General features: G+C 66.3%; 22 protein-coding genes. 12 read left to right on the top strand and 10 right to left on the bottom strand.

From position 1 onward, the window contains the following. Positions 1–21: 21 nt before the first annotated feature. The gene (ruvX, locus tag V5G24_RS12265) at positions 22–561 is read right to left on the bottom strand and encodes a Holliday junction resolvase RuvX (RefSeq protein WP_394082313.1); all 540 of its coding nucleotides are present in this window, start codon (positions 559–561) and stop codon (positions 22–24) included. A 225-nt stretch (positions 562–786) separates the two neighbouring features. Here ruvX and V5G24_RS12260 point away from each other — a divergent pair, with 225 nt between their 5' ends. Next, the gene (locus V5G24_RS12260) at positions 787–1,497 is read left to right on the top strand and encodes a metal-dependent hydrolase (RefSeq protein WP_394082315.1); all 711 of its coding nucleotides are present in this window, start codon (positions 787–789) and stop codon (positions 1,495–1,497) included. 79 nt (positions 1,498–1,576) lie between these two features. Next, positions 1,577–3,421, top strand: a complete 1,845-nt coding sequence (recQ, locus tag V5G24_RS12255) for a DNA helicase RecQ (RefSeq protein ID WP_394082317.1) — start codon at positions 1,577–1,579, stop codon at positions 3,419–3,421. Positions 3,422–3,812: 391 nt separating this feature from the next. Here recQ and groL read toward each other — a convergent pair whose 3' ends face one another. From groL to V5G24_RS12240, 3 genes are all read right to left on the bottom strand, one after another. Continuing rightward, positions 3,813–5,444: a chaperonin GroEL gene (groL, locus tag V5G24_RS12250; RefSeq protein ID WP_394082319.1), complete on the bottom strand. Its 1,632-nt coding sequence runs from the start codon at positions 5,442–5,444 to the stop codon at positions 3,813–3,815. A 46-nt stretch (positions 5,445–5,490) separates the two neighbouring features. Further along, positions 5,491–5,778, bottom strand: coding sequence for a co-chaperone GroES (gene groES / locus V5G24_RS12245; RefSeq protein ID WP_394082321.1), 288 nt, complete (start codon positions 5,776–5,778; stop codon positions 5,491–5,493). 167 nt (positions 5,779–5,945) lie between these two features. Then, positions 5,946–7,598: an ABC transporter substrate-binding protein gene (locus V5G24_RS12240; protein WP_394082323.1), complete on the bottom strand. Its 1,653-nt coding sequence runs from the start codon at positions 7,596–7,598 to the stop codon at positions 5,946–5,948. A gap of 220 nt (positions 7,599–7,818) precedes the next feature. On the opposite strand from V5G24_RS12240, the gene V5G24_RS12235 reads away from it, so the two are divergent. The 4 genes from V5G24_RS12235 to tgt all read left to right on the top strand — a co-directional run bounded on the left by V5G24_RS12235 (position 7,819) and on the right by tgt (position 11,148). Next, on the top strand, positions 7,819–8,088 hold the full coding sequence (locus V5G24_RS12235; RefSeq protein WP_394082325.1) for an usg protein: 270 nt from the start codon (positions 7,819–7,821) through the stop codon (positions 8,086–8,088). A 149-nt stretch (positions 8,089–8,237) separates the two neighbouring features. Beyond that, positions 8,238–8,840, top strand: a complete 603-nt coding sequence (locus tag V5G24_RS12230) for an exopolysaccharide biosynthesis protein (protein ID WP_394082327.1) — start codon at positions 8,238–8,240, stop codon at positions 8,838–8,840. Positions 8,841–8,923: 83 nt separating this feature from the next. Next, positions 8,924–10,015, top strand: a complete 1,092-nt coding sequence (queA, locus tag V5G24_RS12225; protein WP_394082329.1) for a tRNA preQ1(34) S-adenosylmethionine ribosyltransferase-isomerase QueA — start codon at positions 8,924–8,926, stop codon at positions 10,013–10,015. Then, positions 10,012–11,148, top strand: coding sequence for a tRNA guanosine(34) transglycosylase Tgt (gene tgt / locus V5G24_RS12220; protein WP_394082331.1), 1,137 nt, complete (start codon positions 10,012–10,014; stop codon positions 11,146–11,148). Before queA ends, tgt begins: the two co-directional genes overlap by 4 nt. A gap of 99 nt (positions 11,149–11,247) precedes the next feature. On the opposite strand, the gene V5G24_RS12215 is transcribed toward tgt, so the two are convergent. Genes V5G24_RS12215 through V5G24_RS12195 form a run of 5 tightly spaced genes read right to left on the bottom strand, consistent with a single transcriptional unit; the run spans position 11,248 to position 15,206 of the window. Further along, positions 11,248–12,030 (bottom strand): (5-formylfuran-3-yl)methyl phosphate synthase, encoded by a 783-nt coding sequence (locus V5G24_RS12215; RefSeq protein WP_394082333.1) that lies wholly within the window; start codon positions 12,028–12,030, stop codon positions 11,248–11,250. Next, positions 12,027–12,608 (bottom strand): DUF447 domain-containing protein, encoded by a 582-nt coding sequence (locus tag V5G24_RS12210; protein ID WP_394082335.1) that lies wholly within the window; start codon positions 12,606–12,608, stop codon positions 12,027–12,029. Before V5G24_RS12210 ends, V5G24_RS12215 begins: the two co-directional genes overlap by 4 nt. Beyond that, on the bottom strand, positions 12,605–14,029 hold the full coding sequence (locus V5G24_RS12205; protein WP_394082336.1) for a DUF6513 domain-containing protein: 1,425 nt from the start codon (positions 14,027–14,029) through the stop codon (positions 12,605–12,607). The genes V5G24_RS12210 and V5G24_RS12205 overlap by 4 nt, the downstream gene beginning before the upstream one ends. Before the next feature lie 2 nt (positions 14,030–14,031). Further along, entirely contained in the window at positions 14,032–14,601 is a 570-nt protein-coding gene (locus V5G24_RS12200) for a flavoprotein (protein WP_394082337.1), read from the bottom strand. Then, a complete protein-coding gene (locus V5G24_RS12195) occupies positions 14,598–15,206 on the bottom strand; it encodes an aspartate kinase (RefSeq protein WP_394082339.1) in 609 nt (202 codons plus the stop codon). Before V5G24_RS12195 ends, V5G24_RS12200 begins: the two co-directional genes overlap by 4 nt. Before the next feature lie 224 nt (positions 15,207–15,430). Between V5G24_RS12195 and V5G24_RS12190 the strand changes: the two genes are divergently transcribed. From V5G24_RS12190 to V5G24_RS12180, 3 genes are all read left to right on the top strand, one after another. Then, entirely contained in the window at positions 15,431–15,829 is a 399-nt protein-coding gene (locus V5G24_RS12190; RefSeq protein ID WP_394082341.1) for a c-type cytochrome, read from the top strand. Between the two features lie 67 nt (positions 15,830–15,896). Continuing rightward, positions 15,897–16,652, top strand: coding sequence for a 16S rRNA (uracil(1498)-N(3))-methyltransferase (locus V5G24_RS12185; RefSeq protein ID WP_394082343.1), 756 nt, complete (start codon positions 15,897–15,899; stop codon positions 16,650–16,652). A 276-nt stretch (positions 16,653–16,928) separates the two neighbouring features. Further along, entirely contained in the window at positions 16,929–18,050 is a 1,122-nt protein-coding gene (locus V5G24_RS12180; RefSeq protein WP_394082344.1) for a carboxylate-amine ligase, read from the top strand. A 43-nt stretch (positions 18,051–18,093) separates the two neighbouring features. On the opposite strand, the gene V5G24_RS12175 is transcribed toward V5G24_RS12180, so the two are convergent. Beyond that, positions 18,094–18,942, bottom strand: a complete 849-nt coding sequence (locus V5G24_RS12175; protein WP_394082346.1) for a fumarylacetoacetate hydrolase family protein — start codon at positions 18,940–18,942, stop codon at positions 18,094–18,096. 284 nt (positions 18,943–19,226) lie between these two features. On the opposite strand from V5G24_RS12175, the gene V5G24_RS12170 reads away from it, so the two are divergent. The 3 genes from V5G24_RS12170 to V5G24_RS12160 are packed head-to-tail and all read left to right on the top strand — an operon-like array spanning position 19,227 to position 22,077. Continuing rightward, positions 19,227–20,027: a UDP-2,3-diacylglucosamine diphosphatase gene (locus V5G24_RS12170; protein WP_394071792.1), complete on the top strand. Its 801-nt coding sequence runs from the start codon at positions 19,227–19,229 to the stop codon at positions 20,025–20,027. After that, positions 20,027–21,094, top strand: coding sequence for a glycosyltransferase family 4 protein (locus tag V5G24_RS12165; protein ID WP_394082348.1), 1,068 nt, complete (start codon positions 20,027–20,029; stop codon positions 21,092–21,094). Before V5G24_RS12170 ends, V5G24_RS12165 begins: the two co-directional genes overlap by 1 nt. After that, positions 21,091–22,077, top strand: coding sequence for a threonine ammonia-lyase (locus V5G24_RS12160; protein WP_394082350.1), 987 nt, complete (start codon positions 21,091–21,093; stop codon positions 22,075–22,077). Before V5G24_RS12165 ends, V5G24_RS12160 begins: the two co-directional genes overlap by 4 nt. Positions 22,078–22,161 lie beyond the last annotated feature (84 nt).

Below are 22,161 nucleotides of genomic sequence, written 5' to 3'. Positions count from 1 at the left end.
TGCATTGAACGTCGATCCGGCCTAATCCGGCAGCTCTTCGTCGGGTGCGTTTTCGTCGGCGATGCGGCCGAGGAAATCCAGTGCGCCCTGGAGGATGAAGGCGGCGGCGTGCTGGTCGATCACCTGGGCGCGCTTGGCGCGGCTCGCGTCCGCCGCGATCAGCGCGCGCTCGACGGCGGCGGTGGAGAGGCGCTCGTCCCACAGGCCGATGGGCCGTTCGCTGATGCGCGCGAAATTGCGCGCGAAGGTGCGGCTCGCCTGGGCGCGCGGGCCTTCGCTGCCGTCCATGTTGAGCGGCAGGCCGAGGATGAAGGCGACGGCGTTGCGCTCCTTCGCAAGGATGAGCAGGCGCGCGGCATCGGCGGTGAATTTGGTGCGCCACACGGTTTCTACCACGGTCGCGAGGCGCCGGTCGGGATCGCAGCTGGCGACGCCGATGGTCTTGGTGCCAAGGTCGAGCCCGATCAGCGCGCCGCGCGGCGGCAGGAGGCCGGCAAGATCGACAAGCGGCAGCACGCGGGCGGCAACAGGGGCGGGGACGGCGGGCGGATCCTTGGTCATGCCTCTGGCTAGCATGGGGGACACGGCCTCGCCACACATGCGCGAGCCGCATGCCTTGTGCGTTGCGCCGGGGAACGGCTTTCGCGATACTCTTTCGGTAGCCCCAGGGCGGTTGCCGGCGCAAATGATGCGTCCAGCGCGAAAGCCCGGGGCCGGACCCTCCTTTCCCCACGGCGGCGGGCGCCGCGCCCATCCGCCTGCGGATCGACTTTCGAAGGCCATTTCATGAAGATCACATGGTTCGGACATGCCGCCTTCCGCCTGGATTTCGCGGACAAGGCCGTGCTCATCGACCCCTTCTTCACCGGCAACCCGTCGTTTTCCGCCGGGCGGCGCAATGCGGTGCACGGTGTCACCCACATTCTGCTGACCCACGGGCATGGCGATCACATCGGCGATACGGTGGAGATCGTGAAGGAAGCCGAAGCGGCGCGGCGCGCCATTCCGGTGGTCTGCAATCCTGAGATTTCCGCCTTCCTCGGCGGCCAGGGCCTGACCAAGTTCGAGATGATGAACACCGGCGGCACCATCGATCTCGGCGGCTTCACCGTTTCCATGGTGCGCGCGGATCATTCCTCGGGCGGCGGCGGCGCGCATCCGACCTATCTCGGCAATCCCACCGGGCTGATCGTCAAGGCGCACGGCGAGCCGACGGTGTGGCACCTCGGCGATACGGATATTTTTTCCGACATGGCGCTGCTGAGCGAGATTCACAAGCCGAAGGTCGCCTTCGTGCCCATCGGCGACCGGTTCACCATGGGGCCGGATACGGCGGCGCTGGCGGTGAAGCGCTTCCTGAATGTGGAAAACGTGGTGCCGTGCCATTACGGCTCGTTCCCCCCGCTGGTGAAGGATGCCCGCCGCTTCGTCGCGGCGCTGGAAGGCCATTCCACCAAGGTGATCGTTCCCGCCAGCGGCGGCAGCTTCGAGCTGTGAGGCGCTGGCGCTGAAGCGGGACGGGGCGGGCGGGCACGGCGCCGCGTTGCCGGCGCGCCCGCCCGCGCTATAAAGGGCCATGTCCGCCGCCCTGCCGCTTGAGTCGCTGAAGGTTCCGGCTTCGTCCAAGGACCCGCGAGAGATCCTGCGTCATGTCTTCGGATATGAGGCGTTTCGCGGGCCGCAGGCGGAGATCGTCGCGCATGTCTGCGCGGGCGGCGATGCGCTCGTCCTCATGCCGACTGGCGGCGGCAAGTCGCTGTGCTACCAGGTGCCGGCCCTGGTGCGGCCCGGCACAGGCATCGTCATTTCCCCGCTCATCGCCTTGATGCACGACCAGGTGCAGGCGCTGCGCCAGCTCGGGGTGCGCGCGGCGGCGCTGAATTCCTCTCTGCCGCCCGGCGAGGCGCGGCAAGTGGAACGGGCGCTCGCTTTGGGCGAACTCGATTTGCTCTATGTGGCGCCCGAGCGCCTTTTGACCGACAGTTTCCTCACCTTGCTCCAGGGCGCGCGGATCGCGCTCTTCGCCATCGACGAGGCGCATTGCGTGTCCCAATGGGGGCACGATTTCCGCCCGGAATATCGCCAACTCACCCTGCTGCACGAGCGCTTCCCGGGCATACCGCGCGTGGCGCTCACCGCCACCGCCGACGGGCCGACCCGGCGCGAGATCGTCGAGCGGCTGGGGCTGGAGGAGGGGCGCGTCTTCCTCTCAAGCTTCGATCGGCCGAACATCCGCTATCGCATCGCCGCCAAGTCCAATCCCAAGGCCCAGCTGCGCGCGCTGCTGGACGAGCACGCGGGCGAAGCCGGCATCATCTATTGCATGAGCCGCGCCAAGGTGGAGGCCACCGCCCAGGCGCTGATGGACGAAGGGCGCATGGCGCTGCCCTATCACGCCGGCCTCGATGCGGAGACCCGCGCCCGCCACCAGGACCGCTTCCTGAAGGAAGACGGCATCGTGATGGTGGCCACCGTCGCCTTCGGCATGGGCATCGACAAGCCGGACGTGCGGTTCGTGGTGCATCTCGACCTGCCGAAGAGCATCGAAGCTTATTATCAGGAGACCGGCCGCGCCGGCCGCGACGGCCTGCCCTCCGAAGCGCTGCTGCTCTACGGCGTCGAGGATGTGGCGAAGCTGATCCAGTTCGTGGAAGCCTCGGACGCGCCCGAAGCCCGCAAGCGCGTGGAGCGGCAGAAGCTCGATGCCCTGCTCGGCCTGTGCGAGACCGCCAATTGCCGGCGCCAGGTGCTGCTGTCCTATTTCGAGGAGCAGCGCGACGAGCCGTGCGGCAATTGCGATACCTGCCTGGAGCCGGTGCGCACCTATGACGGCACCCAGGCGGTGCAGAAGCTGCTCTCCTGCGTCTATCGCACCGGCGAGCGCTTCGGCGCCGGCCATGTGATCGACGTGCTCGTGGGCGCGACCACGGAGAAGATCACCAAATTCCGCCACGAGGCGCTGAGCACGTTCGGCATCGGCAAGGAAACCTCGCGGGACGAATGGCGCGCCATCGTCCGCCAGGTGGTGGCGCTCGGCCTGTTGCAGGTGGATGTGGAGGGGCATGGCGGCCTGTCTTTGTCCGCCGCCTGCCGCCCGGTGCTGCGCGGGGAACGGCGCATCGAGCTGAAGGTGGAGGCGCGCACCCGCGCGGCGCGGGTCACCGGCGGGGCGCGGGCGCCGAAGGCCGCGCTCTCCGATCCGCACGACGAGGCGCTGTACCAGAAATTGCGCGCGCTGCGCCTGGAGCTGGCGCGCGCGCAGGGCGTGCCGCCTTATGTGATCTTCCACGACACGACGCTGATGGAAATCGCCCGCGCCCGCCCGCGCTCGCTGGCCGGGCTCGGCGATGTGTCCGGCGTCGGCGAGGCCAAGCTGGAGCGCTACGGCCCGCAATTCCTCAAGGCCGTGCGCGAGGCGTAGGACCGATCGCCATTCAGGGTTCGGCGCGATTGTAGCAGAGCATCGTCATGCACGGGCTTGTCCCGCGCATCCACGCGGTAACGCAGGCGCCAGCTTTGCAAGCCTCGTGCAATCGGCGCCGCGTGGATGGCCGGGACGAGCCCGGCCATGACGAACGAAGGGGCGATGACCGAAAGACATAGAGAAAGGGCGCGCACTCAGAGGCCCCACGTCACTGAATGTCGATCCGCCCTCTAACGCGTTGAATAGGTGGCGTTTTCGGCCGGGCCGTGCGGGCCGCCCCCCGCGCTTAAAGCTTTTTCTGAAGACACGGGCGCAACAGCACCCTTCGCAACGAAAAAGGGCGCAGCTTGCGCCGCGCCCTTTCCGTGATCCAACCGCTGGAAAGCGATCAGTAATCCATGCCGCCGCCGGGCATCTGGGGCATGGCGGCCCCGCCCTTCTTGGGCACTTCGGCGATCAGCGCTTCCGTGGTGATGAGCAGCGAAGCCACCGAGGCGGCATCCTGCAGGGCGGTGCGCACGACCTTGGTGGGGTCGATGATGCCGGCCTTCACCATGTCGACATATTCGCCGGTCTGGGCGTTGTAGCCGAAAGAATATTCCGGGTTTTCCAGGATCTTGCCGACCACGACCGAACCATCGTCGCCCGCATTCTGGACGATCTGGCGGGCCGGGGTCTGGATCGCGCGGCGCACGATCTCGATGCCAGTCTTCTGGTCGGGATTCTCGACCGTGATGCCAGCCAGCACCGCGATGGAGCGCAGCAGCGCCACGCCGCCGCCGGGAACGATGCCTTCTTCCACCGCAGCGCGGGTGGCGTGCAGGGCGTCGTCGACGCGATCCTTCTTTTCCTTCACTTCCACTTCCGTGGAGCCGCCAACGCGGATGACGGCGACGCCACCGGCGAGCTTCGCCAGACGCTCCTGGAGCTTCTCACGGTCGTAGTCCGAGGTGGTCTCCTCGATCTGCGCCTTGATCTGCGCCACGCGGGCTTCGATGTCGGCCTTCTCGCCGGCGCCGTCCACGATCGTGGTGTTTTCCTTCTCGATCACGACCTTCTTGGCGCGGCCGAGCATGGAAAGATCGACGCTGTCGAGCTTGATGCCGAGGTCTTCCGAGATCGCCTGGCCGCCGGTGAGGATAGCGATATCCTGCAGCATGGCCTTACGGCGATCGCCGAAGCCGGGAGCCTTGACGGCCGCGACCTTGAGGCCGCCGCGCAGCTTGTTCACGACGAGGGTGGCGAGGGCTTCGCCTTCCACGTCTTCCGCGATGATCACGAGCGGCTTGCCGGACTGCACGACGGCTTCGAGAACCGGCAGCAATTCCTGGAGGCCCGAGAGCTTCTTCTCGTTGATGAGGATATAGGGATCCTCGAACTCAACGCGCATCTTCTCGGCATTGGTGACGAAATAGGGCGAGAGATAACCGCGGTCGAACTGCATGCCTTCGACGACGTCGAGCTCGCTCTCGGCGGTCTTGGCTTCCTCGACGGTGATCACGCCTTCGTTGCCAACCCGCTCCATGGCCTCGGCCAGGAACTTGCCGACTTCGGCGTCGCCATTGGCGGAGATGGTGCCGACCTGGGCGATCTCGGCGTTCGAGGTCACCTTCTTGGAATTGGCGGCCAGATCCTTGACGATGGCGGCGACCGCGAGGTCGATGCCGCGCTTCAGATCCATCGGGTTCATGCCGGCGGCAACCGACTTGGCACCTTCGCGGACGATCGCCTGGGCGAGCACCGTGGCGGTGGTGGTGCCGTCGCCGGCCAGGTCATTGGTCTTGGAGGCGACTTCGCGCAGCAGCTGGGCGCCGAGGTTCTCGAACTTGTCTTCGAGCTCGATTTCCTTGGCGACGGTCACGCCGTCCTTGGTGATGCGCGGGGCGCCATAGGACTTCTCGATCACCACGTTGCGGCCCTTGGGACCGAGGGTGACCTTCACGGCGTTGGCGAGAATGTCGACGCCGCGCAGCAAGCGATCGCGCGCATCAACGGAGAATTTTACTTCTTTGGCAGCCATGTGCCGTCTCCTGAATTTCGAGGAACGTGGAGGGAAAGGCGAATGCTCAGGCGATCACGCCGAGAATGTCGCTTTCCTTCATGATGAGCAGGTCCTGGCCGTCGATCTTCACCTCGGAGCCGGACCACTTGCCGAACAGCACGCGATCGCCGGCCTTCACGTCGAGGGCGACAATGGTGCCGCTTTCGTCACGCGCGCCAGGGCCCACGGAAACCACCTCGCCCTCCTGGGGCTTTTCCTTGGCGGTGTCGGGGATAATGATGCCGCCAGCAGTCTTCTGCTCCGCTTCAATGCGCTTCACGACCACGCGGTCATGTAAAGGGCGGAAACCCATCGGGAACCTCCGGTTCAATGTTTGATCTTTTTCACGGGCGCGGCATCACGGCCGCGGCCCAGCCTGATCTAGGAGGGGCTCCATCCCCTCGCAAGGGCAGACGCGCGGATTATTAGCACTCTTCGATGGTGAGTGCTACCGGCCAGGATCAGACTGGCCTGCCGCACTCAGCATGGCGCTGGTTCAGGATGCGCGCGCACCCGGTTGCGCCCGTCCTTCTTGGCCATGTAGAGCGCCGCGTCGGCGCGCGCCAGCATGGCATCGAACGTCTCGTCCTCCGTGCGCATCGCGGCGATACCGACGCTGATGGTGAGGCTGATCACATCCGCGCAGCGGGAGGAGACGCGCAGCTCCGAGATGCGGGCGCGGATTTGCTCGCAGCTGGTCGCTGCCGCCTCCGGGGTGCGCCCGGCGAACAGCAGGGCGAATTCTTCCCCGCCGGTGCGGGCGAACACCGCATTCGTGCCGATCATGTCGGCCACGGCGTGGGCAACGCACTGAAGCACCTCGTCGCCCGCGGCATGGCCGTGGCTGTCATTGATGTGCTTGAAATCATCCAGGTCCATGACCGCGACGCTCAGCGCCGTCGCGTCGGCGCGGGCGCGGGCGAAGGCTTCGCCCGCCAGTTCCAGAAACCGCCGGCGGTTCAGCGCCTGCGTCAGGTCGTCGGTGGTGGCGAGCTTGGAGAGGCGGCTTTCCAGGCGCCGGCTCAGCTCCATCTCGCGCAGCAGCTGGCGGTTCAGCCGGTAGAAGCGCTGGGCGAGGAACGCCGCCACCAGCACCAGCGCCGTCGCCGCTGTGAGCGAGAGATAGAGCCAGCGCAGGCTCGGCCTCGGGGCCTCGAAGATGAAGCCGGCGAGGGGGAAATGCTCCGGCATCATGCCCGCGTCGGCGAACTGGTCGGCGATCCGGCGCCAGCGCGCTTCGCTCTGATAGCCGAGGTCCACCACGTCGGCGATGATCAGCGGGCGCATGGCGTCGGCCTCGAATTCCAGCCGGCGGCGCTCGAAGCCCGGTGCATAATCGCGCAGGATCAGTTCGATGATCTCCTGCTGATGGTCGAGCGCATATTGCCAGCCCCGCAGGGAGGCATCGCGCACCGCCCGCGCAAGCTCCGGCCGGTCCCCGGCGATGCCCGAGGTGGTGAACAGGGTGTCGCCGTAGAAATCGATTCCCAGCTCGCGCGGGTTGAACGTCTGGTAGGGCACGTCGTGGCGCAGCAGGGTGAACGGCTCGGTGGAGGTGTAGGCATTGATGGCGGCGATATCGCCTTGCGCCAGCACCAGCGGATCGCCGCCGTACGGCAGGAGCTGGAGCTTGTTCGGCCACAGGCCGAGCGCATGCAGATAGGCGAGCACCTCGGCGGAGTGCTCCTCGATCATCACCTTCCTGCCGCGCAGGTCGGCTGGCCCGTTGATGCCGTCGCCGCGCCGCGCCAGCACCACAAACGGCGAGTGCTGGAAGATCGCGGCCAGTGCCACCAACGGGCGCCCTTTGGCGCGGTCCACGATCAGCGAGGAATTGCCGACCCCGAACGCGGCCGCCCCGGACAGCACCGCGGCGACGGGATCGATGGCGGGGCCACCCTCGATCAATGACACGTCCAGGCCCGCGTCCCGGTAGAAGCCCTTCGCAACAGCGGCGTAGAAGCCGGCGAACTGGAATTGATGGGACCATTTCAGCTGGATCCGCACCGGCTCCAGCCCGGAAGGGCTCGCCGCCGACTGGGCGTGCGCCGGCGAACAGGCCGTGAGGCAGATGAATGCGACAAAGCCGGCCAGGATCGAAGCGCTGAAGCACACCGCAAAAGGGCGCGGCATTGTTTTTGTCCCACGCGAGCGTGAAATGTTACCGCTGCCCCTGCGCGACGTCCATGGAAACCGCCATATCTCCGTCATCCCTGTCAGCAGTCTCCCGCCTTCGCTGCTAACGCCTTGAATTTGAACTCATATACCAAATTTTAGTCTGGCTCGCGCAAGGTTGCGAGCCGACAATCCTTTGGCCCATGATCGATTGGGGCACCGCACGGAGGTGTCGAATATGGTTTGCGAGGGTTTTGCCAAACAGATGGCCGGCTACGGCCTGGCCACCGCCCACATTCTCTATCGCATGCCGGATCACCCGGCGTTCTTGCAGAGCTTCATCTGGCAGCAATATGATTTGTGCCCGAAATTTCCCGAATTGATGAAATTCCTCGCATTCTGGGAACGCGACCTGGACGGCAAGCTGCATTCGGTGGAAGTGACCCACCAGCAATTGATCAAGCCCGCGGAGCTGCGCACCGTCAGCGGGATGTTCCTGCTGCACTGAGCGGCAGCGATGTTCATGTGGCGCTGAGCGAGAGCGCGGTGGAACGATCCACGGGAGCACGGCCGACGGGCGGGCGCGATTGCAGCTTATGCCCTGACAGCGCCGCTTTCCCGGTGCTAAGAGGAAGGCCTGAAGGACCAGAGGCCCCCGTGGATCATCGCACACCGCGCACGTCTGAGCTGCTCGCCGCCGTTCTCGCCGCCCAGGAAGGAGAGCGTGTCGCCATTGGCGATCTGATCAATGCGCTGCGCAACCGCGCCTTCGGCATCACCTTCCTGCTGTTCGGCATTCCCAATTGCATTCCCATGCCGCCGGGCATTCCGGTCATCTGCGGCATCGTGCTCGGCCTCATCGGCCTGCAAATGGCCATGGGCCGGCAGGAATTATGGCTGCCGGACCGAATCTCCCGCCAGACCTTCTCGCGTAGCATGCTGGATGCCATCGTCACCCGGTCGCGCCCGACCATCGAATGGTTCGAGCGCTGGTCTCGCCCACGCCTGGCTCAGTTCGCCGGGCCCACGGCCCGCCGGGTGGTGGGCTCGGTGGTGGTGCTGCTGGGCTTCATCCTGCTGCTGCCGATTCCCTTCCTCGGCAATTTGCCGCCGGGCTTTGCCGTGTGCATCTTCGGCCTCGGCCTCGTGGAGCGCGACGGCGGGGTGATCCTCGCCGGCTTCTTCGCCACCGTGCTTGGCATCCTCGTCACCGCCGGCATGAGCTGGGCTATCTGGCAGGGCGCCGTCGCCATCTTCTGAGCGACCGTTTGATGGTTTCCCTTCCGGCCAATCCGAATTAGGAAGGCGCTCCCGCCGCATGGATCGCGGCGCATGTGGGTTTCATGCGCGTAGACGCCTTTGATTTCGAACTGCCGCCCGAGTTGATCGCGCTCCGCCCCGCCGAGCCGCGCGCCGCCGCACGCCTGCTGGTGGTGCGGCCGGGCGATGCGCCCGAGCTGGAAGACGCTCATATCGCCGACCTGCCGCGCTTCCTGCGACCGGGCGATGCGCTGGTGATCAATGACACCAAGGTCATCCCCGCCCGGCTCGACGGCACCCGCGCCCGCGCCGGCGGCTCCATTGTGCCCATAGAGGCGACCTTGGTGAAGCGGCTTTCGCCCGAAAGCTGGCGCGCCTTCGTGCGTCCCGCCAAGCGCCTCGCGCCCGGCGACCGGGTGCGCTTCGGCGGCTCGGGCGAGACCTGCGCCCTCGGCACGCTGGATGCGACCGTGCTGTCCAAAGGCGAGGACGGCGCGGTGGATTTCGCCTTCGACCTCTCCGGCCCGGCGCTCGATGGCGCCATCGACGCGGTCGGCCACATGCCCCTGCCGCCTTATATCGCCGCCCGCCGTCCGGAGGATGCGCAGGATCGCACCGACTACCAGCCAATCTTCGCGCAGGTGGAAGGCTCGGTCGCGGCGCCCACGGCGAGCCTGCATTTCACCCCCGCGCTGATGGACGAAATCCGCGCCGCCGGCGCCAGCTTCCATAAGGTGACGCTGCATGTGGGGCCGGGCACCTTCCTGCCGGTGAAAGCGGACGACACTTCCGGCCATCGCATGCATGCCGAATGGGGCGAGGTGAGCGAAGACACCGCCGCCGCCCTGAATGCCGTGCGCGCCAAGGGCGGGCGGATCATTACGGTGGGCTCGACGCCAACGCGCCTGATCGAGAGCGCGGCGGCGCCCGACGGGACCTTGTCTGCCTATCGCGGCGAGACCGACATCTTCATCACGCCCGGCTATGCCTTCCGCGCCGTGGACTCGATGCTGACCAATTTCCATCTGCCGCGCTCAACCCTGGTGATGCTGGTGGCCGCCTTGGTCGGCCACGATCTCCAGAAGCGCGCCTATGCCCATGCCATCGCGGCCGGCTATCGCTTCTATTCCTATGGCGACGCCTGCCTGCTTCTGCCCGAGCGCCCGCACACATGACCGACGCCTTTTCCTTCGCCCTCCACGCCACCGACGGCGCCGCGCGCACGGGCGAAATCTCGACCCCGCGCGGAAACATCCGCACGCCCGCCTTCATGCCGGTGGGCACGGCGGCGACCGTGAAGGGGGTCTATCCCGAGCAGGTGCGCGCCACCGGCGCCGATATCCTTTTGGGCAACACCTATCACCTCATGCTGCGCCCCGGCGCCGAGCGGATCGCCCGGCTCGGCGGGCTGCACCATTTCATGCGCTGGGAGCGGCCGATCCTCACCGATTCCGGTGGCTTCCAGGTCATGTCGCTCTCCGCCTTGCGCAAATTGAGCGAAGACGGCGTCACCTTCCGCTCCCATATCGACGGGGAGGTCCACGAGCTGACGCCGGAACGAGCGGTGGAGATCCAGGGCCTGCTGGGCTCCGACATCCAGATGCAGCTGGACGAATGCGTGCGCCTGCCGTGCGAGGATGCCGAGGCCGAGCGCGCCATGCGCCTCTCCCTGCGCTGGGCGGAGCGCTCCAAGCGCGCGTTCGAAGCACAGCCGAAAGGGCGTGCGCTGTTCGGCATCGTCCAGGGCGGGGCGGTCGAGCGCCTGCGCATCGAATCCGCCCGCGCCTTGGCGGACATGGATTTCCCCGGCTATTCCATCGGCGGCCTCGCGGTGGGCGAGCCGCAGGAGGTCATGCTGCGCATGATCGAGACGGTGGAGCCGCATTTGCCGTCCACCAAGCCGCGCTATCTCATGGGCGTCGGCACCCCCGACGATCTGCTGGAGGCGGTGGCGCGCGGCATCGACATGTTCGATTGCGTCATGCCCACCCGCTCGGGCCGGCATGCGCTCGCCTTCACCCGCTTCGGCAAGATCAATCTGAAGAATGCCCGCCACGCGGAAGATCCCCGTCCGCTGGACGAGGAGAGCGACTGCCCGGCCCTGCGGGATTATTCGCGCGCCTATCTCCACCACCTCATCCGCTGCGGCGAGATGCTGGGCCCCATGCTGCTGTCCTGGGCGAACCTGCATTATTATCAGGATTTGATGGCGGGCATGCGCCAAGCGATCGCCGCCGGGCGGTTCGAGGATTTTCGGGCGCAGACCAAGGCCGGCTGGGCGGCGGGCGATATTCCCGAGCGGGGCTGAGGGTCGGCGGATTCATCCGCGCCGAACATTCGGCCGAAAAGGCGGTGCCATCGGCCGGAGAAGCACGGAGAAGGGCCAGTAAACCGCTGTTCGTCCGCGCTAAGCTATTGTTTCACGTGAAACATTTTGCGAAAGACCGGCCCCGGAGCGCCGGTCCGGCTGGCCTGTATCCATCGCCTGTCGCACCCGCGCCAAGGCTACGGGATCAAGCGCATCGGTCCGCGCCCCGCCGCAGAGCGCGCCGCGAAAGCCGAGATAATCCGGGCAAAGCGCCTTGAGCGCGACGATATCGCCAAGCCGCAGCGATCCCGCAAGCCCGGTGAGAAGGCCGAGCGCGCGGGCCCGCGCCACGAAATCCCGCAGGCGGGGCAGGGGCAGATGGTCGGTAAGGCGGCCCGCGCCCTTGTCCGCCGTATCCAGCATAACCCCATGAAAGCCGGCGGCTTTCAGCGCCGGCAGAGCGGAAAAATCCGGCGCCCGGTCAGCGAACAGAACCGCGATCAGCCGATACTCCCGCGCCAGCGGGGCGAGGGCGTCGAGGCAATTGGACAGGCTGGCGCCGGGTTGCGGGAAGAATCCGATCTTCACCAGCGGCACCCCGGTCGCGCCAACGCTCCGCACCGCCTGCGCCAGCACCTCCGGCATCGGTGGATGGTCGCCCACGGTGGCGCTCAAGAGCGGGCGACCCGGCGGCATGGCCTGCCAGCGCACCATCGCCGCCTGAAGATCGGGGACCGCCCAAGCCCCAAGGGCGCCGCGCGCGGGGTCCTTCAGGTCCACGATATCGGCGCCCCCAGCCAGCGCGCAATCCATCTCGGCAAGGGTGGCGACACTCGCCAGCAGGCCGGGAACAGGAGGAGCAGCAGCGGAAAGGGCCGTCATCGCGCCGCCTCGCGCCCCGGTATCGCGGCACGAAACTCGGCCACCGCCTCGCACAGCCATTGCCACGCCTCGCGCTCCTGCGGCCCGCCGGTTTTCTCAATCGCGATGGACAGATAGGCCATGTCCCGGTCCACCTTCTCGGCCTCCAGCAAGGCGAGGCGCGAGACCAGGACCGCCCCTTCCACCACCGCCGCCACCGCGCGGTTGAGGCCGCAAAAGGTGCCGGCGGCGGCGCGATGCACCACCCGGCAGGTGAGGCGCGGGCGCTGGGGATCGTCAACCACCTCGGTCACCTCGAATTCCTCATAAGCAAGGGTCTGCGCCAGCCGCACGCCGGAAATCACGTCCGCCGGGACAATCGGCCAATCGCGCTTGCGCCCGGTGACGCAGCCGGCGAAAATCCGTGCTTCATCCGTGAGATTGATCACCCCCGCGCGGCGCGCCAGCAGATTGTCCAGCGTGCGCGAGGGGCGAAACGGCAGCAGCAGATAGCCACCTTCGATCAATGTCGCCCCCATGGGCGCCACATGCGGTTCGCCTTCCGCCGACAGGGTGGTGAGGATGGTTTCGCGGATCATGCCTCGTCGTCCCGGACCGGCCGGGCCTTACCGCCAAGCGTCGCACCGCGCTCCTTGAAGGCGAGGCGGTGCGCCTCTTCCGCGCTGGCGGCGGTCTCGCCGATGACGCCCCATCTCAGCGCCTCGTCCTGGGCATAGCGCTTCCCGAGCATCAAGGCGATCTCAGCTCGCGCCGTCTCGACGCCGAGATAGAAGGCGTGTGCGCCATCATCCTCCACCTTGAGATGGGGAAACAGGCCATAGGGATCACCAGCCACATGGTGGCCGTCCCGATTATAGGCGTGGATGCCCTGATCCGTGACGGCGATGCGGAAATTGCGGTCGCGCACCTCGCCCGCAAGCCGTTCCACTTCCTCGGGCGAGGCGCTGAAAGGCTTGCGGTCGCGCAGCGCCATCAGCCCACCGCCGAACCCTTGGGGCAGGGCACCGGCCCTGCGGGCGGCGAAGAATTCCCGCCGCGCCCGGTCGAACTCGCGCACCGCCGTGCGGCAATGGGGGCTCACCTGAACCGCCAGCACCGCGCCGATATGCAGCTCGGAAATCACGCCCATGAGCATGGCATTGATGCCGGTGGTGTCGGCGTCGGTCAGCTCGGTGAGATTGCCGATGCCCATGAGGATCGGCACCTCCGGCATGCGGCGGCGCAATTCGGCATAGCGCACCAGGGAAGCGGTGAAGCCGAAATGGATAGGGTCGAGGATGGGATCGGCGAGAAAGTCCCGCCCCTTGGCGCGGCAGGCTTCGATGGCGCGGATGAGCGATTCGAGGTCGCCGGGCTTGGCGGGCACCAGCACCGGAACCGCCGGGCCTTCGTCGAGGATCGCGAGTGTCTCCTCGTTCAGGCTCAGCAGATAATCGGCGCCGGCACGGGTGGCGCGGGACAGTTCCTGCGGATCGAAGGAATCCACGCTCACCTTCATGCCTTCCCCGTGCAGGGCGGCGATGAAGGCTTCGAGATGGGGGAAGGCCTGGTCCGGCAGGCTGCCGAGGTCGATCACATCGGCCCCGTCGGCCGTCAGCGCCCGCGCCCGCGCCAGAACCTCATCGAGGGTGAGGCGGGTGGCATCCACGATCTCGGCGAAAATGGTGACGTCGTGCCGGGTCAGATCTGCCGGCCCGCCGCCCTTGCCGAAGAAATCGGGAATGTCCGCCGCCTCGTCCGGCCCGCGCAGGAAGGGCACGCCGAACTTGGAGGTGAGCCGGTCCAGATCGCCCCGGAACCGGCCGGGCATCACCACCCGATCCGCGCCCTCGGGCAGCACGAGCCGGCGCTCGACGATGTCCGCTGTCATCAGGGCAGCCACCTTCACCCCGATATTGACCACCAAAGGCTCCAGAAACGCGTCGGCAATCTCCTCCGCCGCCTTGGCGACGCGCGGCTGCGCCAGCGAGCCGGTGAGGAGGACCACGCGCTCCGCCATCCCTAGCGGGCCGGCTCGGAGACGCGCGCGTCCAGCTCGGCCTTGCGGGCGGCGATGGCGGCCTTCAGCTCGGTGAGGGATTCGGCCACCGTGGTGGCCTCGAAGTCCTTCAGCTTGCGGGTGTTTTCAAGGTCGATCTTGCGCGGAAAGACCGGCACCGGCCCGCTGGGTGCCATGGTGATCAGCTCCGGGGCGGTATCGCAGGCAAACACGATGCCCGGCACCCGGCACTTGCCGGCCTGGGCGAAGCAATTGGTCACCAGCGTGTCGGAAATGCCGTAGACGCATTTCGCCACCGTGTTGGACGAGGCCGGCGCCACCACCAGCGTGTGATATTTGCCCTCGTAGAACATGCCCACGGGCGCGGCGCTCGCGGTGGTGTCGCGGAACACGTGGGTGTTGGCGGGCAGGGGGCTCTTGTCCTGCTTGTACATGCGCAGCACCTCTTCCGCCGCCGCCGAGACGAACAGATCCACATCGCCGAGCGTGTGGATCAGCTCCAGGCTCTCGGTGAAGAAATGCCCGGAGCCGGAGAGCGCCCAGGCCCAGCGGGGATAAGCACCCTTGCTCATGCAGCGCTCGCGGTTCGAGGGGAGGGAAAGAGCTGGTCGAGAGCCGGCGCATCGTCGGCGGCCACGAGGCGAATAATACCGCGAAAGCGTGCGGCAAAGGCGGGAAAGGCGCGATCCACCACCCCGCGCGCGCTCCAGTCGGCGAGGCTGTCGCCCCGCACATGCGTGCGAACCGGCGCGCCGGCGGCCTTCACGAGGGTGAGACTTGGCGCGGCGAGACGGGTCGCAAGCCAGCAGGCCAGGCTGTCCGAGGTGACATCCCAACTCTCGGTGATGTCGGCGGCGCCGAGCAGCAGGGTCGCGGGAAACCAAAGCGCGGCACGGCCGGACGCCGTCTCAAAATCGTCCAGGGCACGGCAGGGCACCAAGGCGGGGGCGCAATCGGCGAGGGCATGGGCCATCTGCTCCATGGCCAGGATCGCCATGGCATGGCAGGCGCGATCGGAGAGGCCGAGGGGATCTTGCGCCGTGCGGACCGCGTCGGCGAAGCGCCCGCCGCCGGGCACGATCACCACGCCGGGCCTCTCGGCGAGCCGGCCCGCCAGCGACCTGATGTCGCCACAGCGCTCCAGGCTGCCGCCAAGCTTGACCACGTGAAACGCCATGGCGAACCTCTGCGCCTTCCCCGAGAATCCTTCAAACCATGATGTTAGCCGAGCCGATTGTCCCCTCCAAGGGGCTCGGGTTGCGTTGCAGCATTGACTGACCAACGGTCACCCGCGCGCAAATGGCCAATTGGAATGTCTCCAGTGCGGTTCTTATGTCGCCGCGCGGAGTGCGGTCCGGCGCCGGTGCCGCTTCTGTTCGAATATGCCTCAGGGAAAACGTCATGCCTCGTCTTTTGCTTTCGGCCCTGGCCGCTCTGGCCGTTTCCAGCACGCTGGCTCATGCCGATCCGGACCTCGCCAAGGGTGAGCAATCGTTCCGCAAATGCATGGCCTGCCACATGATCGGGCCGGACGCCAAGGTGAAGGTCGGCCCGCCGCTGAACGGCATCGTCGGCCGCAAATGGGGCGCCTATCCGGACTATGCCTATTCCGACGACATCAAGGCGGGCGCTGCCGCCGGTAAGGTCTGGGACGAAGCCACGCTCAATGCATATCTCGCCAATCCCAAGGCGGTCGCCCCCAAGGGCAAGATGGCCTTCTTCGGCATCAAGCCGGAAGGCGAGCGCGCCGACCTGATCGCCTATCTCAAGCAGTTCAACGCGGAAGGCGCCAAGCAATAATTCCCTTGCGCCGACCGGCTTGTGTTCTCGCCCGGGCCATGGTGTGGCTTGGGCGGGAGGGACCTTCATGTCCGATCATCCTTCGCGCCTCCAGCGCGTGTTCGTCGACGAGGATCTGAGCGACGGCGCGCAGATCCTGCTGGCGGTGGAGCAGGCCCATTATGTGGCCAATGTGCTGCGCATGCAGGTGGGCGGCAGCCTGCTGCTGTTCAACGGGCGGGACGGCGAATGGCTGGCGCACCGCATCGAGGGGCACAAGCGCGAGGTGCGCTTCGCCGCCGAGCGCCAGCTGCGACCCCAGCCGCCCGCAACCGACCTGGAATATGCCTTCGCCCCGCTGAAACACGCGCGGCTGGATTATATGATCCAGAAGGCGGTGGAGATGGGCGCCGGGCAACTGACTCCGGTGATTACCCGCTATACTCAGGTGACGCGGGTCAATACCGAGCGCATGCGGGCCAATGCGGTGGAAGCGGCCGAGCAATGCGGCATCCTCGCCCTGCCAGCGGTGCGCGAACCGCTTGCCCTCAACAAATGGCTCGCCACGCTGCCAGCTGAGCGGGTGCTGGTGTTCTGCGATGAAAGCGCGGCCCTCAGCGATCCCATCGCCACCCTGAAGACGGCCGCGCCCGGTCCGATGAGCGTGCTGATCGGCCCGGAAGGGGGATTCGCCTCCGAGGAGCGGCGCATGCTGCATGCCCATCCCGGCGTGGTGGTGCTCTCGCTCGGCCCGCGCATCCTGCGCGCCGACACGGCCGCCGTGGCCGCGCTCACCCTCGCTCAGGCGGCGCGGGGAGACCTTGCGGGGGCCGGCCCTGCCTGACGCGCGCACGGCAGAACAGCCGCGCTACCGTTGAAAAGAGGCGTGAAACGCACCGGCGCGGATTTTGTTCCTGGTGTCTCGCCCTTTTAATTTCTCCCGGCGTAACGCATTCAGGATGCGGCTTAATTTTATTTAGAAATATTCACAAATAAGGGGAATTATTCGACACGCTCCATCCGTCGCATTTACGTCCCAATTTTCTTCACTCTCTCGGCAACCGAACCCCCATTGTTGCGTTATAGGCTCACGTTGGGGTGAGGTGCGGAGGGAAGATCAATGTCGGAAGAATATAGATTCGGAATCGAGGAAGAGTTCTTCGTGGTCGATGCCGAATCCAAGGCCATACAAAGGCGCATGCCATCGCGATTCTTCGACGATCTCTCGCACCATCTGGGCAGTGCCGTGACGGTGGAACTGCTGCAATCGCAGCTGGAGATGGCCACCAGCCCTGCCACGCAGGCTGGCAGCGCCCTCGATGAGCTCCGGGAATTGCGGGGAAAGGCGGCGCAGGTCGCCGGCGAGCACGGGCTGTGCTTCATCGCCGCCGGCACCCATCCCACCGCCACCTGGGAGGGCGTGCGCCATACCGAGGCCAATCGCTACAACGGCATGATGCACGATCTGCAAATGCTGGGGGAGCGCAACATGGTCTGCGGACTGCACGTGCATGTGGAACTGCCGCATACCGACCAGCGGGTCGACGTCATGCGCCGCATCCTGCCCTATATCCCGCATTTCATCGCGCTCGCCACCTCGTCGCCCTTCTGGGGCTCGAAGCAGACCGGGCTGATGGGCTATCGCCTTGCCGCCTATGATGAATTGCCGCGTACGGGGCTGCCCGAGCTGTTCGAGGACAGCGCCGATTACCAAGCCTATGTGGACGCCATGGTGGAAGCGCGCGCGATCACCGATTCCAGCTATGTGTGGTGGGCGATCCGCCCCTCCTCAAAGCATCCGACCCTGGAATTGCGGGCGCCGGACAGCTGCACGCGCATTCAGGATACGGTCGCGATTGCAGCGCTTTACCGCTCCCTGGTACGCTATCTCGTGCGCCATCCCGAGCATAATGCGAAGATCGGCGCGGTGGACCGGGCGATCGCCAATGAGAACAAATGGCGCGCCCAGCGCTACGGCATCCACGGCTCGTTCGTGAATCTCGCGGAACGTCGCGCCGTGCCGGTCACGGATGCGGTGGAATCGCTGATCGCCATGGTCGGGGACGATGCGGACGCCCTCGGAGCGCTTGATGCGCTCCTGCACCTGCGGGCCATTTCCCTCGCCGGCACCAGCGCGGACATGCAGCTGGCGGTGTTCCAGGAAGCGCACCATCGCACCGGAAATCGCGGCGAGGCCCTGAATGCCGTGAAGACCTGGCTCGCCCACGCGACCCTGCAGTGAGCGTCGGCGAGAAAAGGGCCCCTGCGGAGGGGCCCTCTTGGACTTAGCCCGCGAAGGGAACCACCGTCTGCTGCTGTTCGCCCAGGCCCGCGATGCCAACCTTCATCACGTCGCCGGCCTTGAGATAACGTGGCGGCTTCATGCCGAGGCCGACGCCGGGCGGCGTACCGGTGGTGATGATGTCGCCGGGGTCCAGCACCATGAACTGGCTGATGTAGGACACCAGATAGGCCGGATCGAAGATCATGGTGCGGGTGGAGCCGTTCTGGACCTTCTCGCCGTTCACTTCCAGCCACATGGCGAGATCGGACGTGTCGCTCATTTCATCCGAGGTGACGAGCCAGGGGCCGATCGGTCCGAAGGTCTCGCTTCCCTTGCCCTTGGTCCATTGGCCGCCGCGCTCGATCTGGAACGCACGCTCGGACACGTCGTTGCACACGGCATAGCCGGCCACATGCTTCAAAGCGTCCTGCTTCTCCACATAGCGCGCGCGGGCGCCGATGACGATCAGCAGCTCCACTTCCCAGTCCAGCTTGGTGGAGCCCTTGGGAATCATCACGTCGTCATTCGGGCCGACGACGCAATTCGGCGCCTTGTTGAACAGCACCGGCTCCTCGGGAATCGGGTTGCCGGTCTCTTCCGCATGGTCGGCGAAATTAAGCCCGACCGCGACAAAGTTTCCCGGCCGCGCGACGCAGGATCCGAGACGCACGCCTTCGGGCGCGAGGGGGAAGGCCTGGGGGTCGGCGGCGCGAATCCGGGCCAGTCCCTCGGGTGTGAGAACGTCGCCCGAAATATCCTGAACCAGGGACGAAATGTCCCGAATTTTGCCGGTTGAATCGATTAAACCAGGCTTTTCTCGCCCTTTTTCCCCGAAGCGAACGAGCTTCATCGGACCTCTCCCTGAGCTGAGTGATGATGCGGATACGGAACCGATCCACTGCCGCGCAAGCTGGCGCGCGGAAGCCATTTGGTCAATGCTTCGGATGCTGGATCGTGCCGATTCGCACTCCGGCCCCCTTTCCGTAAGGGGGTAGGGAAAGGTGGTCGGCTGATTATGTTGCTGTGCAGTAAAATCCGAGAAGTTGTTCGCAGTGGCGTCATAAAAGGGATACACGACTCCGGCTAAGTCCGTCACACTGCTCTCAGGGAGCAATTTTCCGCAGAGGCCATGCCGTGAGCGACAGCCCTGAAGCACGCAGGTACAGAGCTCTGTTCATCTCCGACGTCCACCTCGGGACCAAGGGATGCCAGGCCGACCTTCTTCTCGACTTCCTGAAATTTCATGACGCCGATACGGTTTACCTGGTCGGCGACATCGTCGATGGCTGGCGCCTGCGCAGCTCCTGGTATTGGCCGCAGAAGCACAACGACGTGGTGCAGAAGCTGCTGCGCAAGGGCCGCAAGGGCACGCGCATGGTGTACCTGCCCGGGAATCATGACGAATTCCTGCGCGATTACTACGGCACCCATTTCGGCGGCATCGAAGTCGTGGAAACCGCCATCCACGAGGCGGCGGACGGCAAGCGCTATCTGGTGATCCACGGGGACGTGTTCGACGTGGTGGTCCGCCACGCCAAATGGCTCGCCTTCCTGGGCGACGGCGCCTACACGCTCGCGCTCGCGATCAACACCTATGTGAATCTCGCCCGCCGCAAGCTCGGCCTCACCTATTGGTCGCTCAGCCAATGGGCGAAGCTGAAGGTGAAGAATGCGGTGAATTACATCGGCAAGTTCGAAGAAGCGGTTGCCGACGAGGCCAAGCGGCATAAGGTGGACGGCGTGATCTGCGGCCATATCCACCATGCGGTCATTCATGACCAGTTCGGCGTGCGGTACGTGAATTGCGGGGACTGGGTCGAAAGCTGCACTGCGATCGCGGAGCATGAAGACGGGCGGATGGAAATCATTTCCTGGACACGTCGCCTTGAGGCGGAACCTGAATCCGAAGTCGAGGGGGCGCGCGCGGCGGCCTGATGCGGGTACTTGTCGCCACGGATGCCTGGCACCCCCAGATCAACGGGGTTGTCCGTTCGCTTGAACACACCGCCCGAGAGGCCGAGGCGCTCGGTGCGGAGATGATGTTCCTGAGCCCCCAGGGGTTCAAAACCGTTCCTCTCCCCACCTATCAGGAAATTCGCCTGGCGCTCGCAACGCCGCGCATGATCATGCGGCGGATCGAGGCGATGCGGCCGGACTTCGTCCATGTGGCGACCGAAGGGCCGATCGGCATGCTGGTGCGGCGCGCCTGCATCGCCAGCAAGCGCACCTTCACCACCAGCTATCACACCAAGTTTCCCGAATATCTCTCCGCCCGCGCGCCGGTGCCGGAACGCCTGACCTATGCCTGGCTGCGCAGCTTCCACAATGCCGGCGGCGGCGTCATGGTCTCCACGGCGACCCTGGAACGCGAACTGGATGCGCGCGGCTTCAAGCGCCTGATGCGCTGGTCGCGGGGCGTGGATGCGGAGATGTTCCGGCCGCGCCCGGAAGTGGATCTCAATCTGCCGAAGCCGATCTTCCTGTTCGTCGGCCGGGTGGCGGTGGAAAAGAATATCGAGGCCTTTCTCGCCCTGGACCTGCCCGGCTCCAAGGTGGTGGTGGGCGGCGGGCCGGCGCTGAACAGCCTGCGCGAGCGCTATCCCGACAGCCATTTCCTCGGCCCCCTGGAAGGCGAGGATCTCGCGCGGGTCTATTCCGGCAGCGATGTCTTCGTCTTCCCGAGCCGCACCGACACGTTCGGCATCGTGTTGCTGGAGGCCCTGGCGAGCGGTCTGCCGGTCGCCGCCTATCCCGTGACCGGGCCGAAGGATGTGCTGGAAGACGCGACCGAGCCTGTCGGCGTGCTGGACGAGGATCTGCGCAACGCGTGCCTGAAGGCGCTGGAGCTATCGCCGGTCGCCGCACGGGAATTCGCGCTGCGCCATACCTGGCGCGAATGCGCCCGCCAGTTTCTCGACAATGTGCTGATTGCGCACGATTTTGGGCCGGTGGCCCGGCGCTTCCGCTTGCTGCGCAGGACGCGTATCGTCTCCTCCGCATGAATATGATTCCCCATCTCCCCACCGCTGCGGATGTCGATGCCGCGGCCGTTCGCTTGGCCGGCGTTGCCGTGCGCACGCCGCTGGTGTTTTCCCCGGTGCTCAGCGAGCTGACCGGCGGGCGCATCTTCGTGAAGCCCGAGACGCTCCAGCGCACCGGCTCCTTCAAGTTCCGCGGCGCCTATAACCGCATGTCGCAGATTCCGGTGGAGCTGCGGGCGGCCGGGGTGGTGGCCTGCTCCTCCGGCAATCATGCCCAGGGTGTCGCTGCCGCGGCGAAGCTGCTCGGCATGCCGGCTGTGATCGTCATGCCGACGGACGCGCCGTCTCTCAAGCGCGAACGCACGATCGCGCTCGGGGCGCAGGTGGTGGATTACGATCGCACCACCGACGATCGGGACGCCATCGCCAATGCGATCGCCGCCGAACGCGGCGCGATCTTCGTGCCGCCCTATGACGATCCCGACATCATCGCCGGCCAGGGCACGACCGGCCTCGAAATCGTTGCGGACCTTGCGGCCCAGGGCCTGGCGCCGGATATCGTCAGCGCCAATGCCTCCGGTGGCGGGCTGATGGCGGGCATCGCGCTCGCGGTGAAGGCGCGGGTGCCTGATGCCCGCATCATTGTCGCCGAGCCGGCCTTGTTCGACGACCATGCGCGCTCGTTCAAGTCCGGTGTCCGGGAGCGCAATGCGAGCGCCACCGGCTCCTTCTGCGACGCGCTGCTCGCGCCCACCCCCGGCGCGCTCACGTTCGAGATTACCCGCACGCTGTCCGGGGAAGCGGTCTCGGCCACCGATGCGGAAGTCGCGCGGGCGGTTGCCTTCGCGTTCCGCGAGCTGAAGCTGGTGGTGGAACCCGGTGGTGCGGTCGCGCTCGCCGCGTTGCTGGAAGGCCGCTATGACGCACGCGGCAAGGTGGTCGCCATCGTGCTGTCGGGCGGCAATGTAGACGTGGCGACGTTCCAGGCCTGCCTGCAAGCCTGATCCGGACAGAGAGCGTTCCCGGCGCGAGCCGGCGTGCCCCGCCGGCCATCCCGCACCCAGCACGACGACGCCCGTGGGAGATCC

The organism is Roseixanthobacter finlandensis (assembly GCF_043195105.2).
Lineage (GTDB): Bacteria > Pseudomonadota > Alphaproteobacteria > Rhizobiales > Xanthobacteraceae > NCEH01.
This window is presented reverse-complemented; position numbering and strand designations above follow the sequence as displayed.